The sequence below is a fragment of the Micromonospora sp. CPCC 205539 genome (assembly GCF_036906815.1).
In the GTDB taxonomy this organism is placed as follows: domain Bacteria; phylum Actinomycetota; class Actinomycetes; order Mycobacteriales; family Micromonosporaceae; genus Micromonospora.
On the sequence record NZ_JBAKHW010000005.1, the window covers coordinates 117,370 to 132,254 of the forward strand.

The following is a 14,885-nucleotide window of genomic DNA, read 5'->3' on the forward strand; positions in this document are numbered from 1 at the left end:
CCAGCGGCTCCTCCCGGCCATCACCCGCCGGGGCGACGTCACAGGAGGATGCTCGTGGCACTGGTGTCCCACCTGCACCACCGCGCCTGATGTGCGGGATCAGCGGCGAGGCGCGGTTCGACGGCCACCCGCCCGACGCCGCGGCGGTGACCCGGATGACCGAGGCGATGAGCTCCCGCGGCCCGGACGGCGAAGGGCTGTACGCGGTCGGCTGGGTGACTCTCGGGCACCGCCGGCTGACCATCATCGATCTATCCGAGGCGGGCGGTCAGCCGATGGTCCGCGACGACCTGGGTCTGGCGCTGGTCTTCAACGGCTGCATCTACAACTACCCGGAGCTGCGCGAGGAGTTGCGGCACGCCGGGTACGCCTTCGGATCGACCAGCGACACCGAGGTGATCCTGGTGGCGTACGCGCACTGGGGCGAGCGCTTCGTCGACCACCTGGTCGGGATGTTCGCCATCGGGCTGGTCGACCGGGTCCGGCGGCGGTTGGTGCTGGCCCGCGACCGGCTCGGCATCAAACCGCTCTACCTCGCCGAGAGCCCCGGGCGGCTCCGGTTCGCCTCCACCCTGCCCGCGCTGCTGCGCGCCGGCGACGTGGACACCAGCATCGACCCGGTGGGACTGCACCACTACCTGTCCTGGCACTCCATCGTGCCCGCACCCCGGACCGTGCTGCGGGGCATCCGCAAGCTGCCGCCGGCCACCCTGCGGGTGATCGAGGCGGACGGGCGCAGCCGGGAGGAGGTGTACTGGCGACCCGACTACGTCCGGGAACCGGCCGACGCCGGCATGGACGTCGCCGACTGGCGGGCCGCCGTCGGGGACGCGCTGCGCACGGCGGTACGCCGACGGCTGGTCGCCGACGTGCCGGTCGGCGTGCTGCTCTCCGGTGGGCTGGACTCCAGCCTCATCGTGGCGCTGCTCGCCGAGGCAGGGCAGCAGCACCTGCAGACGTTCAGCATCGGCTTCGAGAGCCGGGGCGACGAGGCCGGCGACGAGTTCCACTACTCCGACCTGGTGGCCCGCGCGTACGACACCGACCACCATCGGATCACGCTGGCCGACGACGACCTGGTGCCCGCCGTACGACGCGCCGTCCTGGCGATGACCGAGCCGATGGGTAGCCACGACGTGGTCGCCTTCCACCTGCTCTGCGAGCAGGTCGCCCGGCACGTGAAGGTGGCCCAGTCCGGGCAGGGCGCCGACGAGGTGTTCGCCGGGTACGGCTACCACCAGCCGCTCACCGAGGCCGCTCGGCACGGCGCGGAGGAGACGTTCGCCGCCGCGTTCTTCGACCGCGACCACGACGAGCTGCGCGACATCGTTGGCCCGGCGTACGCGCTGGACCACGACGCCAGCCGGGAGCTGCTCGCCGCGCACCTGGCCGCGCCCGGGGCGCAGAGCGCGCTGGACGCGGTGCTGCGCCTGGACACCCACCTGATGCTCCCCGACGACCCGGTCAAGAGGGTGGACAGCATGAGCATGGCGTGGGGCCTGGAGGTGCGCACACCGTTCCTCGACCAGGACCTGGTCACCCAGGCCGCGCACTGCCCGCCCGAGCACAAGGTGGCGCGGGGTGGCAAGGGTGTGCTGAAGGACGTCGCCCGGGAGGTGCTGCCGGCCGAGGTGATCGACCGGCCCAAGGGCTACTTCCCGGTGCCCGCGCTGCGCAACGTGGACGGGCCGGTGCGCGCGCTGGTCGCCGAGGCGTTGCAGGCGCCGGCCGCGCGCGAACGGCGCCTGTTCCGATCGGAGTACGTGGCGCGGCTGCTCGCCGAGCCGGAGGGCGCGGAGGCGGCGGCCGGGAGCAACAAGCTGTGGCAACTCGGGCTGCTGGAACTCTGGCTCCAGACGCACGACATCCGTTGAGCCGGCGCGCTCGCCGGTCAGGCCGCCGTGGTGCGGGCGGCCAGGTCGTCGAGGACGGCGCGCAGGTCACCGGTGCGCTCCAACACCCGGCGCTGCCGGGTCGCGCCCGTGCCGTCGCGGCGCAGCCGGGCCAGTTGCGCCAGCACGTACCCCAGGTCCCCGTGCCGGAGCAGGGCCGGGGCGACCACCGCCATCAGGTCGTCGACCAGGGTCCAGGCGGGCCTGGTCCCGCCCGCCCGCAGATCGATCAGCTCACCGTCGAGCCCGTCGTGGGCCGCCCGCCAGTGTGCGGCGGCCACCAGGCAGTCGCGGACCGGCGGGGCGAGCACGCCAGCGCGGACATCGTCGGCGAGGGCGGCGACCAGGGCCCGGACCAGCGCCGCGACCAGCACCGCGTCGTCGACGCTCGGGCAGACGTCTCCGACCCGCACCTCCACGGTCGGGTACGAGGCCGACGGCCGGGCGTACCAGTAGACCATCGCCGAGTCCAGCATGATGCCGGCGGCGATCAGCTCGTCGACCGTCCGGTCGTAGTCGGCGCCGGAGTCGAAGTACGGCGTCGGGCCGATGCTCGGCCAGCGTTCCAACTGCATCGACCGCCAGCTCGCGTGGCCGGTGTCCCGCCCGTCGTGCAGCGGCGAGTTGGTGGTGATCGCCTGCACCACGGGCAGCCACACCCGCAGGTGGTTGCAGACCTGTACGGCCAGCTCCCGGTCGGGCAGCCCGACGTGCACGTGACAGCCGCAGACCGCCGGATCGTGCGCGACTGGGCCGTACCGGCGGGACATCGCGTGGTAGCGCGGTTTGTCGGGCACCGTCAGGTGCGGCTCCGCCACCGGGGTGGCCCCGACCGCCACCAGCCGGGCCCCGGCCGCCGCGGCGGCGTCGGCCGCGGAGCGGCGCAGGGCCACCAGGTGCCCCCGCAGCTCGGTGAGGTCGGCGCAGACCGGGGTGACCATCTCGACCATGCTGTGCCGGAACTCCTGCCGGCTCTGCTCGCGGGCCGGGCCGCGCAGGGCGGCCAGCACCTCATCGGCCACCGGCAGGTTCCGCCCGCTGGCCGGGTCGAGCAGCAGGAACTCCTCCTCGACGCCGAGCGTGAGGACGCCGAGGTCGGGTACGGTGTCGACGGTCGTCGGACGGTACGCCATGGCCGCCTCCATCCGCTGCTGCGGCCAGGGGTCGACACCCCGACCGACGGGCGGCTCGGGTTCCCGGCACGGGCCGCCGGCAAACGCGCTGATCGTCAGGTCGTGACGTCCACCAGTACCTTGCCGACCACGCCGGTCTCCACCGCCCGATGAGCGTCGGCGGTGCGGTGCAGCGGGAAGCGGTGCAGTGGCAGGCCGTGCTCCTCGCCGACCGGCAGGGCGCCGTCACGGAGCGCGGCGGCGACGTCCTCGACCGCTGCGGCGCGCGCCTGCGGGCCAGCCGTGTAGAGCACCAGGAACTGCAGGCGCGTGTTCAGCACCATGTTCTGCCCCACGTTCAGCTCGATCGGTTGTCCGCCCTCGTTGGCGTACGTCGCGATCGTGCCGCGCGCACGCAGCACGGCCAGGTCCAGAGGCAGATTGGCGCCCAGCGCCACCTCGGCGACGATGTCGACGCCGTCCGGGGCGATCGCACGAATGGCCGCGACCGAGTCACCCTCGCGGTAGTTGACGGTGTGGTTAGCTCCGGCCGCGGTGGCCAGCTTCGCCTTCTCCGGGCCGCTGACCGTGCCGATCACGGTGGCGCCGGCCCATCGGGCGAGCTGGATGACCGCGTGCCCGACCGCGCCGGCCCCGCCGGCGGCGAGCACCACCCTGCCGTCGAGCGCGCCGGGGTGCAGGCGGCGGGGCCCGTCCTCGGCAACGGTGAGCGCGCGGTGTGCGGTGAGCGCGGGGACGCCGAGCGAGGCGCCGATGTCGAACGCGGCCTCGTCGGGCAGTGCCACGGCCTGATCGGCGGGTACGACGGTGAACTCGGCGGCGGTGCCGGTGGGTCGCCCGGCGGCGGCCATGAACAGCCACACCCGCTGACCGACCCGGCCCGGATCGACCCCGTCACCGACCGCGTCGACCACGCCGGCACCGTCGAGGTGCGGGGTGATCTCGGAGAACTGCTTGCGGTGGGCGTTGCCGGAACGGGCCTGCCAGTCGGTCGGGTTGACCCCGGAGACGGCGACCCGGACGCGGATTTCGCCGGGTCCGGGCGCGGGCCGGTCACGCTCGACGAGCCGGAGAACCTCGGGGCCGCCGTTGTCGCGGTAGATGATCGCCTTCATGATTTCGTCCTTAGTTTGATCTGCGTCGTACCGTTCGAGCTGCGTCGAACAGTACGACGCGGCTCGAACATTTCGCAAGATCTGGCTAGGCTTCGTCTCGTGACCGAGGTGATCGAACCCGCCATCGAGACCGTGACGATCGACGTCGTGCTCAGCGCGCTTGCCGACCCGGTACGGCTCACGCTCGTGCGCGCCTTCGACGCCGCCGGGGACTGGACCTGCGGCAGCGACGTCCTCAAGGACACCGGTGTCGCCATCGGCAAGTCGACGCTGTCGCACCACATCAAGGTGCTGCGCGATGCCGGCCTGATCCGCACACGTGTGAGCGGCATCCGCCGGCTCGTCACGCTGCGCTACGACGAGGTGGAGCAGCGGTTTCCCGGGCTGCTGACCATGCTCCGGGAACACGGCCCTGCCCGCGCCGCCGCGGAATCGCCGGCCTCGACCCCGTGACGCCGACAACGACGGCCACCCTCTTCGACAGCCGGCCCGGGACATCGATGGTCCCGGTCGGGGCGTCCGCCGAGCGGCCTCGGCGGCACGCCAGGTAACGGCACGGCGGCCAGCGCGTCCGGGCTGCGGTGTCGCGCCGTCGCCGGCCGGGCGCGATGGTGTAGAAAGGCGGAGTGAGCGCAGCGGTGACGCAGGTGCCGGTCTTCGACCGAAGGACGGTCCACGGTGGCTGACCACGACCAGCCGCCCACTCCCCTCACCGCCGGCGCCGCCCTGGTGCAACTCGGCGACGTCCCCCTCGCGGACCTGCTGGCCGGCGCGGGTGACGGCGTCCTGGCCCACGTGTTGGGCACATTGGCTGCCGAGGGTGAGCCGGGTCGGCCCGGCGACGTGTCGGCTTTCGAGTCGAGCTTCTGATCGTGCCGGCCGACGCCTCGCCGTCGGCCGCTCGACACCGCCCTGCCGCGCCCCGCATCCGCCAACTGGTGCTGAAGGTCCACTCACGCTGCAACCTGGCCTGCGACTACTGCTACGTCTACCGCCACGCCGACCAGGGCTGGCGGAACCGGCCGCGGGTCATCGCGCCCGACACCGTGCGCCGGGTCGCCGACCGGCTGGCCGCGCACGTGGCCCGCCACCGCACCGACCGGGTGCGGGTGGTGCTGCACGGCGGCGAGCCGCTGCTCGCCGGCGTCGTGGTACTCGATCGGACGGTCCGCACCCTGCGCGACGCGATGCCCACCGGCACCACGCTCGACATCGCGATGCAGACCAACGGTTTGCTGCTCGACGAGGCGGCCCTGGACCTGTGCCACACCCACGGCATCGACGTCGGGGTGAGCCTGGACGGCGATCGCAGGTCCAACGACCGCGGCCGGCGGCACGCCGACGGCCGGGGCAGCTTCGCCGAGGTGGCCCGGGCGCTGCGCCTGCTGGCCCGGCCCGAGCACCGGTCCCGCTACGCCGGCCTGCTCTGCACCATCGACCTGGCCAACGACCCGATCGCCGTCTACGAGGGCCTGCGCGAGTTCGACCCGCCCCGACTGGATCTGCTGCTGCCGCACGGGAACTGGAGCACTCCCCCGCCCGGGCGCCACCCCGGCGATCCCGCCACCCCGTACGCGGACTGGCTGATCGCCGTCTTCGACCGCTGGTACTCCGAGACGCCCCGGCGTACGGGCATCCGGCTGTTCGAGTCGCTGATCGCGTTGCTGCTCGGTGGGCGCAGCGGCACCCAGGCGCTGGGTGCCGCCGAGCCCGACGTGATGACGATCGAGACCGACGGCACCATCGAGGGCACGGACACCCTCAAGACGACCACCGCGTCGGCGATGCGTACCGGGTTCGACGTCTTCCGGCACAGCCTCGACGACGCGCTGCGCCATCCGTCGCTCGCCGGACGACCCGAAGGGGTCGCGGCCCTCGCCCCTGCCTGCCGGGCCTGCCCGGTCGTCGGCACCTGCGGCGGTGGCCTGTACGCGCACCGCTTCCGCGACGACGCCGGCTTCGCCCACCCGTCGGTCTACTGCGCCGACCTGTTCCGGCTGATCCGGCACGTGCAAACGGTGGTGACCGCCGACCTGGACGCGGTGCGCCGACGGGTCTCCGACCTGTCGGCCCCGGCCGGACGGTGAACGGTGTCCGAGACGCGGCAGCCCGGGCCGCTGTCGGCCGCGCAGCTCGCCGGGTTGGCTGGCGGGCTCAGTGCCGGCGACACCCTGACGGTGCTGCGGGGCGGGCAGCTTGGCAGACGTCGGCTCCTCACCGTGGCCGCCGCCCGCGCCGCTGGTGATCAGCCGCTGGTCCGGCAGAGCCTGGACCTCTTCACGCGGGCCGAACGCGCCGACCCTGCCGCGGTGGCCGAGGTGCTGACCCACCCGCCGGTCACCGGTTGGGCCCGCGCCGCGCTCGACGGCTCCACCGGCCCGACCTACCTGGCCGCGCTCGCGGCAGCGGCGGCGACCCGCGCCGGGCTGACCTTCACGCTGACACTGCCCAGCCCGGCCGACGGCATGCTGCTGCTTCCTACCGTTGGCGCCGCTACCGGTCTCGCCGCCGGGCCGGTGCTGCTGCGCGGTGACCCCGGCACGCTGCGGATCGGCACCGAGGGCCAGGCGCACGACGGAGTCCAGATCAGCCACGGCCGCCGGGTCGGGACGGACGGCGGCGAGGTGCGCTGGCTGCCGGTCCGGCGAGTTCTCGCCGCCGAGGGGATCGGTGTGGTCATCGACGACCAGGACCCGTGGCGACACTGCTACCACCGACCGCCAACGGCGCGGCTGGACGACGCGGCGGCGGCCCGGTTGAGCCAGCTCACCGGGCATGCCTGGGAGTGGCTGCGGGCCCACCTGCCGGCGCACGCCGACGGGCTCGCCGGGCTGCTGCGCTCGCTGGTGCCACTGCTGCCGCCGCCATCCGGTAACCCGGTGAGCGCCACCAGCCGCGACGCGCTCGGTGCCATCGCGCTCTCCCTTCCCGCCGATCCGCCGGCCCTCGCGCTGCTGCTGGTGCACGAGCTGCAGCACACCAAGCTGGGCGCGCTGCTGGACCTGGTACCGCTGCACCGGCCCGGCGGGCCAGCCCGCTACCGGGCGCCGTGGCGGCTCGACCCGCGCCCGGTCGGCGCGCTGCTGCAGGGCGCGTACGCCCACCTCGGGGTAGCCGAGGTGTGGCGCTGCCGGCGGCACGAGGGGGTCACCGCCGCCTTCGAGTACGCGTACTGGCGGGAGCAGACCCTGCGGGCGGTCCGGCAGCTCGCCGAGTCGCCGGAGCTGACCGAGGCCGGGCGGACGCTGGTGGCCGGCATGGCCACGACCCTGCGCGGCTGGCGCGACCCGGTGGACGGCGCGGTCGCCGCGGCGGTGCGGGACGTCGCCGACGGCGGTGCGGTTCGCTGGGGCCTGGCCAACCTCGTGCCCCACCCGGACGAGGTGGAGCGGCTGGCGCGGGCCTGGCGGCGGGGTGTGCCACCTTCGGCCGGAGGGCCGGGGCCGACCGTCGTGCCGACCACGGCCCGCCCGGCACTCGCCGCTGGCACCGGCCCGGAGGCGGCGGTGCGGCGACGGCTGCTGGGCGGTGGCGACCCGTCGGAGCTGGACGCGAGCGATCGGGCGTACGCGGCCGACGAACTGACCGACGCGCTGGCCCGGTACCGACGGCGGTTGGTCGCCGACTCCGAGGACGCCGACGCCTGGGTCGGGTTGGCCCTCGCCGCGCGCCGGACGGGCAAGGCGGCCCCGGTCCTGGCACTGATCAGCCGGCCCGAGCTGGTCCGGGCGGTCAGCCGGGCGCTGCCGGGCTCGGACCCGCTCGCCGTGGCGACCTGGCTGGCCCACCCCGCCAGGGCGGCGGCCAGCCCGGGGACCGCCGACAGCTGACGGCCAACCGGCGACAGAAGAAGGCGCCCGGCGTCAGCTGACGGCAGGCTGCCAAGGCCCACGCCGGAGCGGCCAGCCGTTCAATCGCATCCTTTGCTCTGCTTCAACGGGCGCAACAGTTAGCGCCGCTAGGTGTTGCGTGCGTTGAAGCAGAGCAAAGGGCGCGCAAGAGGCACGACCGCACGGCAAGGCACAGCCGCACGGCAAGGCACGACCGCACGGCAGGTGGTGTCGCGAGGGCTAGAGCAGCGCCGGCTCGATGTAGGCGTTGGAACGGTCCCGTTGGCGGGCCTGCACCACCCGTGGGTTGTCCCCACCGAAGAGCTGCACCAACTGCCCGAACGCCTCGTCGTAGAGGGCGCTCCCGGCATCCGCCTCGGTCTCCGTGGCGAGCCGGCTCAACGCCAGGTTGACCGACGCGGACAGGGTGTCCGGGTGCTCGGCGCCGAGCGCCCGGGTCAGCTCCACGTACGCGGTGGTGTCCAGCAGCAGCGCGGTGTCCCGGTCGCCGAGCGCGAACAGGTCGTTGGCGAGGTTGAGCGTGGCCAGCAGGGTGTGCGGGTGCCGTTCGCCGAGGGTGGCCAGCAACTGGTCGCGGACCCGCTGGGAGAGGTCGCGGGCCTGGCTGTGGTCGCCCTGCTTACGCACCAGCACGCCGAGATTGTTCAGGCAGGCCAGGGTGATGGCGTGGGTCTCGCCGAGCACCTCGTTGTAGGCGTCGCGCAGCCGGCGGGCCAGCCGTAGCCCGGTCTGGTTGTCGCCCACCGCCGACCAGGTCGTCGCCAGCGCCATCTCGGCGGACAACGTGTCGGCGTGCTCGCCACCGAGGACGCGCTGGTAGCGGACCACGGTTCGCTCGATGAGCCGGTGCGCGTCGGCGAAGCGGCCAAGCTGGCGCAGGGTGAGGGCCAACTCCTTGGCCGTCCGCAGGGTCTCCGGGTGGTCGACGCCGTTCACCTTCTGCTGGGAGTTGTAGGTGCGTTGCAGCACGCTGTGCGAGCGCCACAGCTCGCCGGTGTCGCGCAGCCCGCGCCCATAGTTGCTGGCCGAGGCGAGGGTGAACGGGTCCTCCTCGCCGAAGCGGGCCCGCCGCCGCTCATGGATGTGCTGGTCGAGCTCGACGGCACCGCGGAAGTCGCCGACCAGCCGCAGCGACACGGCCAGGTTGTTCTCCGCGGTGAGGGTCCGGCCGCTGTCATCGCCGAAGGTGCGGACGCTCAGCTCCAGGGTGCGCCGATCCTGGGCCTCCGCCTCGTGGTAGAGGCCCTGGGCGCGCAGGTCCGCGCCCAGGCTGCGGGCGGTCATCAGGGTGTAGAGGTGCTCCTCACCGAAGATCCGCCGTTGCCGCTCGTAGACGTCCCGGTCGATGTCGTACGCGCGGTCGAACTGGCTCTGCGCGCGCAGCACGTTGGCCAGGTGGAAGCGCATCCGCAGCTTGGTCGGGTCGTCGTCGTCGGTCTCCCGCCAACTGTCGAGCGACTCCTGCGCCAACGCCCGGCTGGTGTCGTAGTCGCCGCGCTTGTAGAGGTAGCGCACCGTGTCCGCCACGAGTTGCCGTGCTTCGTCCATCGTGGAGGACGGCAGCCCGCTGGGGCGTACGTGCGGCCACAGCTCCGCGTACCGGGGCCAGTCGGCCGGCTTGTCCGGGTCGCGCGGGCCCGCCGCGGCGAGCAGGAGTTGGGCCTCGCGGCGGGTCTCCTCCTCCCGGTCACCGAGCTGGTCCTGGATGACCAGTTGGACCAGCCGGTGGACGCGAACCGAGTTGTTCTCCGCGTCCACCTGGGCCAGCCCGTAGCGGCCCAGCTCGGCGGTGACCAGACCCTGCAGGATCGGGTCGGTCAACGTCGGATCGAACGTGGCCATGAAGCTCGCGAAGCGGTCGCCGGTCAGGATGGCGACCGGGATGGGCTCCGGGGCGTAGAACGAGCAGAGCTCCAGCAGTCGGGCCGCCGCCGGCTTCTCCTGGCGCAGCTGACGCAGGGTGACCAGCCAGGTGGCGGCGAGGGCCTTCGAGTAGCCGGCGGACTGTCGGCCGTCGAGGATCCGCAGCAGGCCGGGCGTGTCCAGCGAGGCGAGGTAGTCCTCGACCCGCATCGCGGTGGCCCGCAGGTACGCGGCGCCCTGCTCGACGGCGAGCGGCAGGTCGCCGAGCTTCTCGGCCACCTGGGTCGCCTCGTCCTCGGTGAGCCCACGGACCCGGTCGCGCAGCAGTTGCACGCTCTCGGCGCGCTCGAAAACGGTCAACTCGGTCGCGGTCGCGTACTCGCCCCAGCTCTGGTCGCGGGTGGTCAGCAGCACGTGACCCGGCCCCTGCGGGAGCAGCGCGCGGGTGGCCCGGGTGGGTTCGCCCGCGTTGTCCAGGACGATCAGCCAGTGCTGGCCCGGCCCGGCCCGACGCAGCGCGTCGAGCACCCGGCGCACCGCCGCGTCGCCGCCGCCGGTGCCCAGCCCCATCGCCTGGCCGAGGTCGGCGAGCCCGCCCCGGATGCGGTCCTCGCTGTCGGCCGGAATCCACCACACCAGGTCGTAGTCGCGGCCGAAGCGCAGCGCGTACTCGGCGGCGAGCTGGGTCTTGCCGACCCCGCCGAGGCCGTGCACGACCTGCGTCGCCGAGTCGGGTGCGGCGGTGAACCGGTCCCGCAGGGCCTCGATCTGGACGGCCCGCCCGACGAACGGGGTGCCGTGCTGACGGACGTTGGACACCGTCGGGAACGGGCCGGGGAACCGGCCGACCGCGCGCCCGCCGACCGCGGCCGCCGGGGCGCCGGCCGCCTCCAGCAGCCGGGTCCGGGCGGTGGACTGGTCGACGTCGGTGAGGTCCACGAGGCTGCGGTCGCTGTACGGTACGGCCAGCCGCGACTCGTCCACCCGTAAAGGGAACAGCACGTGCCCACCGCCGAGCTGGTCCCGGCTGGCGGCGGTCTTCCACACCTCGGCGGCGAGCGAGGCGCCCGCGTACTGCCAGGTCAGCACGGGCAGCACCCGGCTGGCGCCGCCGACGGCCCGGTCCAGCTCGGCCCGCCCGCCGGCGCGTAGCGGGACGTCCACCGCCCGGCGGTCCACCCGCAGCCCGGCCTCCTCCAACTGGTCGGTGATCCACTCGGCCCACAGCCGGTCGGCGGAGGCGTAGCTGACCAGGACACCCTGCTCGGCGGTGAGCCGGCTGCGCTCGAACTCGGTCAGCAGGCGACGCCGGTCCTCCTCGGGCATCGGCTGCAGTGCGGTGACCCGCCCGCCGGTCACCAACGAGGCGAGCTGCTCGTACGCGGCGAGCAGGGTGCCGGCCTGCTCGGGCCGGTCACCGAAGGCGGCGAGGATCTCCTCGTAGGCGTAGAAGGTGCGGTAGGGCACCTCGATGGTGTTCCAGTAGCGGGCCGCCGCCGAGTCGGTGAGGTGGTCGAGGAACGGGGCGAACTCGGCGCGGAGCAGGTCCCGACCCGTCTCCAGTTTGCGCAGCTCGGCGTCCTCGACGCGCATCGGCACCGGCAGCAGCAGCGGCGGGTCGTCCGGACGCTGGCCGCGGATGGAGCGGGCCACCGCCGCCGCGCCACGGATGCTCTGGGTGGACATGGTGAAGCAGTTGACGACCAGGTCGGGCAGCTGCACGGTGCAGATGCCGGCGGCGTCGCTGAGCCCGGTGCGGCTGTCGATCAACACCACGTCGTACTCGGCACGCATCTGGGCGCGCACCGCGTCGATGAACGACCTGCCGCCCTGCCGCTCGTAGAAGGTGGCCCAGTCGAAGGTGCTCACCAGCCGGGAGTACGCGGCGTCCTGCTGCCCGGCGGCCACGAAGTCGATCACACCGCCGTGGCTGAAGTCCCAGTCCAGAGAGACCGCCCGACGCTGGATCTTGGCGTGCCCGGTGAGCAGCTCCTGCGAGTCGTCCTCCCGGTTGCGCTGCATGGTGGCGATCGAGTAATCCCAGATCATCTCGATCACACCGGGTGTGGCGCGCAGCTCCTTGTCCCGCAGGAACGGGTGGAAGTAGCGGTGCAGGCCGGGTGACTCCAGATCCCAGTCGACCACCAGCACCTGCATGCCCTTGCTGGCCAGGATCCAGGCCACGTTGGCCAGTGCCATCGTCCGGCCGGTGCCGCCCTTGTACGAGTAGAACGTCACGATCTGGCCGTGCGCCGTCTCGTTCACCGCCATGGCCTGCCTCCCTCCCCTAGGGACCTTCGAGGATCGGGCGTTGCCCGGAGCCGTCCGAGTGTGGCTCCTGGTAGACCGTGCCCGTGCGATAGATCCGGCCCTGTTCGACGACCAGCGCGCCCTCCAGCTCCTCCTGAAAGCGGGCCGAGGTGGCGATTTCCGTGCGGACCGTGCCGTCGCGGATGTTGGACACCACGTGGTGTGGCAGCACCCGGGCCAGGGTCTCCCACATCTTGCGGATGCCGCCCGCGGCGGCGTCGTCGGCGGCCGTCCAGGGCACCAGCACCGGCGCCCGGGACTCGGTGTCGCGGTCGTAGCCGTCCAGGCTCCGCCGGTAGCGCGTCAGATCGGCCGACCAGACGTCGACCACCAGGACGACGATCTGGTTGTGGGCCCAGGCCCACTCCCGCACCGCGGCCAGGTCCACCGCGTCCTCCACCGTCCAGCCGTAGCTCTTGGTGGTGGCGATGGCCCCGGCCCAGCTGCCGATCGGCACGTCCAGCTCGGGCCGGTACGGCCGCCAGTCCCAGGCCACCGCGCCGTAGCGCTCCTCGGCGCCGGGGCGGCTGTCGGCCATCTCCGCGGAGCTGCCGGCCACCAGCACGATGTGCACGTGCCGTGCGCTGGTGGCCCGCTGCGCCGCGCCCGCGCCCGTGTCGCCCTGGCCGAGCACCGCCGGTGGTCGGACCGGCTGGCCGAAGGCACTGGTGACCTTGGCCAGCACCGGCCGTTGCGCCGGCTGGTGCAGGGTGTGCTCGCGGGCGGTGCGCACGACGTGCTTGGCCAGCGCGTCGACGAAGTCCTTGTAGTCGTCCTCGTGCCGGCGGCGCTGTTTGAGGGTGAGCAGTCCGTCCTGCGCGTACACGGTGCCGGTCGGGAAGTTGCGGTACTGGTAGGACCGGACCACGTCGGGCAGGCCGTCGCAGGGGATCCACTGCACCGGCACCAGCGCCGGCGGGCGGACCTGGAACTGCCGTTCGTGTTCGTCGATCCGCTCGGCGAACACCCGGAACTCGCGGCCGCAGTAGTCGCTGACGACGTACCGGGGGGAGGTCAACGCGATCAGGCAGGCACTGGTGGACAGTGCCCCGGCCAACTCGTCGGTCCAGGTGCTGCCGAGCAGCATCTGGCCGTCGATGAAACCGGCCTCGTGCCAGTGGACCCCGGCCAGCCCGGCCACCGCCTCGCGGAGGTCGGCGAAGAACGCCTGCACCTGACCGTTGCGGTTGTCCTCTTGGGCGTAGCTCAGGAAGAAGAGTGGCACGCCCCGCCTCCGCTCACGGGTTCCACGACCGGTGCGCACAGTATAGGGCCGTCGATGCCTACCCCGCCGTCACGCGATCATCGCCCCGGGCGCGCCAAGAGTCGTATGCCCGACGTTTGTGGGTAAGCCGCGGCGTGACGGACGGACTCCGGGTGGTCGTGGTCGGCGCTGGTTTCTCCGGTCTCGCCGCCGCGTTGGCGCTCAGCCGGGCCGGCGCGCGGGTGCGGTTGCTGGAGGCCCGCGACCGGGTCGGAGGGCGGGTGCTGACCCGATGGCTGCCCGACGGCACCCAACTCGATCTGGGCGCGCAGTGGATCGGCCCGACCCAGGACCGGATGTACGCGCTGGTCGCCGAGTACGGGCTGGGCACCTTCGCCTCGGCGGCGGCCGGCGCGCCCGCCGTGCTCTGGGCCGGGCGGCGGCGGGCCGAGCCGCCGGCGCAGGTGAGCCGGGTGCTCGACCTGCTCGACGGCTACGCCGCCCAACTGGATCCGGCCGCGCCCTGGCGCGCGCCGGAGGCCACCCGGTGGGACGGGACGATCCTCGGTGGCTGGCTGCGCACGACGGCCGGCGACTCGGACACCGCCGACTACCTGGGCCGACTGCTCGCTGGCGGGCTGCTGGCGGCCGGCGCGGACGAGATCTCCCTGCTGCAACTGCTGTTCTACCTGCGCAGCGGGGGCGGCACGGGACGGCTGTTGGCGATGGCCGGCGGCGCGCAGCAGGACCGGATCGTGGGCGGGCCGCCGGCGTTGGCCGAACGGATGGCCGCCGCGCTGCCGCCAGGGACGCTGCGGCTGTCCGCGCCGGTCCACGCGATCGGGCAGGACGCGGACGGGGTCGCGGTGCGCACCGACGCCGAACACGTCGACGCCGACGCGGTGGTGGTCGCGCTCGCGCCCACGCTGGCCGGCCGGATTCGGTACGAGCCGCCGCTGCCGGCCCTGCGGGACGGACTGACCCAGCGGATGCCGATGGGGTCGGCGCTGAAGCTGCACGCCGTCTACCCGGAGCCGTTCTGGCGCTCCGACGGGCTCTCCGGGGTGAGCACCGCCAGCACCGGCCCGCTCACCGAGACGGTGGACAACAGCACTCCGGTCACGGAGCGCGGGGTGCTGACCGGGTTCAGCTACGGCGCGGAGGCCGCCACGCTTCGCGGAATGTCACCGGCCGAACGTCGGCGCAGCGTGCTGGACGCGTTCGCCGCCGTGGTCGGGCCCAGGGCGGGTGATCCGTTGGACCTCGTCGAGTACGACTGGTCGGCCGACCCGTGGACCCGGGGCTGCTTCTGCGGCGTGCTGACCCCGGGCGCCTGGCACACGTACGGTGCGCAGTTGCGCGCACCGGTGGGGCGGGTGCACTGGGCGGGCACCGAAACGGCGACCCGCTGGGCTGGCTACCTGGAGGGCGCGGTGCGCGCCGGTGAGCGGGCGGCGGCAGAGGTGGTGGCGGGGTGACCGCGCGCCGCGCCGGCCCGGTCGCGGGTGGCGACCGGA

The 14,885-nt window shown here is 73.5% G+C and carries 10 protein-coding genes; 6 read left to right on the forward strand and 4 right to left on the reverse strand.

The annotated features are described in order from the left end of the window. Positions 1–89: 89 nt before the first annotated feature. Entirely contained in the window at positions 90–1,874 is a 1,785-nt protein-coding gene (locus V6V47_RS07030) for an N-acetylglutaminylglutamine amidotransferase (protein WP_334627212.1), read from the forward strand. Between the two features lie 17 nt (positions 1,875–1,891). Here the strand turns inward: V6V47_RS07030 and V6V47_RS07035 are convergent, their stop codons facing one another. Together V6V47_RS07035 and V6V47_RS07040 are read right to left on the reverse strand one after the other, a co-directional pair. Continuing rightward, on the reverse strand, positions 1,892–3,025 hold the full coding sequence (locus V6V47_RS07035) for a carboxylate-amine ligase (RefSeq protein ID WP_334627214.1): 1,134 nt from the start codon (positions 3,023–3,025) through the stop codon (positions 1,892–1,894). 95 nt (positions 3,026–3,120) lie between these two features. Further along, positions 3,121–4,140 carry an NADPH:quinone reductase gene (locus V6V47_RS07040; RefSeq protein ID WP_334627215.1) on the reverse strand — a complete coding sequence of 340 codons (1,020 nt, stop codon included), beginning with the start codon at positions 4,138–4,140 and terminating at the stop codon, positions 3,121–3,123. A gap of 99 nt (positions 4,141–4,239) precedes the next feature. Here V6V47_RS07040 and V6V47_RS07045 point away from each other — a divergent pair, with 99 nt between their 5' ends. The 4 genes from V6V47_RS07045 (at position 4,240) to V6V47_RS07060 (ending at position 7,970) form a co-directional block, all read left to right on the forward strand. After that, positions 4,240–4,593: an ArsR/SmtB family transcription factor gene (locus V6V47_RS07045; protein ID WP_334627217.1), complete on the forward strand. Its 354-nt coding sequence runs from the start codon at positions 4,240–4,242 to the stop codon at positions 4,591–4,593. A 225-nt stretch (positions 4,594–4,818) separates the two neighbouring features. After that, entirely contained in the window at positions 4,819–5,010 is a 192-nt protein-coding gene (fxsA, locus tag V6V47_RS07050; RefSeq protein ID WP_334627218.1) for an FxSxx-COOH cyclophane-containing RiPP peptide, read from the forward strand. Between the two features lie 2 nt (positions 5,011–5,012). Further along, on the forward strand, positions 5,013–6,227 hold the full coding sequence (locus V6V47_RS07055) for an FxsB family cyclophane-forming radical SAM/SPASM peptide maturase (RefSeq protein ID WP_334627221.1): 1,215 nt from the start codon (positions 5,013–5,015) through the stop codon (positions 6,225–6,227). 3 nt (positions 6,228–6,230) lie between these two features. Then, a complete protein-coding gene (locus tag V6V47_RS07060; protein ID WP_334627222.1) occupies positions 6,231–7,970 on the forward strand; it encodes an aKG-HExxH-type peptide beta-hydroxylase in 1,740 nt (579 codons plus the stop codon). A 240-nt stretch (positions 7,971–8,210) separates the two neighbouring features. Here the strand turns inward: V6V47_RS07060 and fxsT are convergent, their stop codons facing one another. Both fxsT and V6V47_RS07070 read right to left on the reverse strand, forming a co-directional pair. Continuing rightward, positions 8,211–12,125 (reverse strand): FxSxx-COOH system tetratricopeptide repeat protein, encoded by a 3,915-nt coding sequence (gene fxsT / locus V6V47_RS07065; RefSeq protein WP_334627225.1) that lies wholly within the window; start codon positions 12,123–12,125, stop codon positions 8,211–8,213. Positions 12,126–12,141: 16 nt separating this feature from the next. Continuing rightward, entirely contained in the window at positions 12,142–13,389 is a 1,248-nt protein-coding gene (locus V6V47_RS07070; RefSeq protein ID WP_334627226.1) for a TIR-like protein FxsC, read from the reverse strand. Between the two features lie 134 nt (positions 13,390–13,523). On the opposite strand from V6V47_RS07070, the gene V6V47_RS07075 reads away from it, so the two are divergent. Continuing rightward, positions 13,524–14,846 carry a flavin monoamine oxidase family protein gene (locus tag V6V47_RS07075; protein WP_334627227.1) on the forward strand — a complete coding sequence of 441 codons (1,323 nt, stop codon included), beginning with the start codon at positions 13,524–13,526 and terminating at the stop codon, positions 14,844–14,846. The last annotated feature ends 39 nt before the right edge of the window (positions 14,847–14,885 follow it).